The following is a 1,560-nucleotide window of genomic DNA, read 5'->3' on the forward strand; positions in this document are numbered from 1 at the left end:
AGAAATGTTGTAGCAGATGAAAAAAATTGCTTTTCAGAAAAAGCAATCAGACTTTATAAGGATGAAAACCTATGGAATGAGTGTCAAAAAAAGAACTTTCAGGTACTGGATAATCATTTTTTTAATCAAGATATAGAAGCTTCTTTCTTCACAAAAATAAAAGAACTTATTACAACAATTAAAACCCATCGCACAAACAATTTTATCGGAACCATGTTACTTCACCACCAGTTACAGAGTACAAAATATTTGAGTAAATGGATTGAAGAAAAGAATAAAAATTAATTTTTACTGAAGGTTTTTTCATTCAAATTAATTCAATCTCTTAAAAATTAATTAATTAAGGTGTGTTTTAAGTTAAACATTACTTAAATATCAAATTCTAAATTGTTATTTTGTCTAATTAACATGATATTTGTTTAAACAAAAAAAACACTAAGAATTATGAAAAAACTAATCCACCTTTTTGCAATTTTGATTGCAACTACAATTTTAATGGGGTGCTCCAATGATGATGACAATGGAACACCAATGCCTGAAGGAAACACTATTGTTGATATAGTTGCTTCCGATGCTGAATACTCATCACTGGCAGCAGCCCTTGATGCAGCAGATTTGACTGCCGTTTTGGCAAGTGAAGGGAGTTTCACTGTTTTTGCTCCAAACAATACAGCATTTTCAGCTTTTCTGGCTGCAAATGGTTTTGCTAGTCTTGAAGAGGTACCTGTAGAGGCTTTACGTGAAATTTTATTGAACCATGTTGTTGAGGGGGTAAATACCTCTGGTGACCTAACTACTGGATATATAACTTCACTAGCAACCGGAGCCAGTTCTTCTGAAAATTTAAGTGTGTTTATCAATACCACTTCAGGCGTTGAAATAAATGGTGTTTCAGAAGTAACTGAGGCTGACATTAATGCTGATAATGGAGTTATTCACAAGGTGGATGCAGTAATTGGCATTCCAAATGTGACAACTCAAGCTTTGGCAAACCCCGAATTTTCTGTGTTGGTAGAAGCTTTGATTGCAGCAAGTGACTCCAATATTAATTATGTTGATCTTTTATCAGGATCTTCATCTTCTCCTTTTACGGTTTTTGCACCAACCAATGATTCATTTACTTCCTTATTAAACGTTTTAGGGCTCACTTCTCTTGAAGATATCCCACAGGATTTATTGCAAACAGTATTGAATTATCACGTTATAGCCGGTGCCAATGTAAGAGCAGAGGATTTGGTAAACGGACAATCTGTAACTACTTTCCAGGGTGAAGATTTTACAATTGATTTAGATGGTGGTGCCAAAATTATTGATGCTACCGGAAATCCATCAAATATTATAGTGACGAATGTTCAGACAAATAACGGGGTAGTACATGCTATCGACAAAGTATTATTGCCGCAAGCTGCGATTGATGTGGTTGATCCAACTATTGCAGGACTTGCGATGATGACACCCAATTTGTCTACGCTAGCTGAAGCATTACAAATAACAGGATTGGATTCAGTATTAGACGACAGAAACTCAGAATTTACAGTTTTTGCTCCTTCAAACGCCTCT

1 protein-coding gene and 1 pseudogene are annotated in these 1,560 nt (G+C 34.9%); both read left to right on the forward strand.

The genetic code is table 11. The features are described 5' to 3' along the window. A pseudogene (locus tag AACY61_RS13540) lies at nt 1-285 on the forward strand (glycosyltransferase); the annotation flags it as partial. Between the two features lie 159 nt (nt 286-444). Then, nucleotides 445-1,560 (forward strand): fasciclin domain-containing protein (locus AACY61_RS13545; protein ID WP_339612114.1); only part of this gene is annotated, 1,116 nt, incomplete at its 3' end.

Source organism: uncultured Planktosalinus sp., assembly GCF_963973675.1.
Classification (GTDB): Bacteria; Bacteroidota; Bacteroidia; order Flavobacteriales; family Flavobacteriaceae; genus Planktosalinus.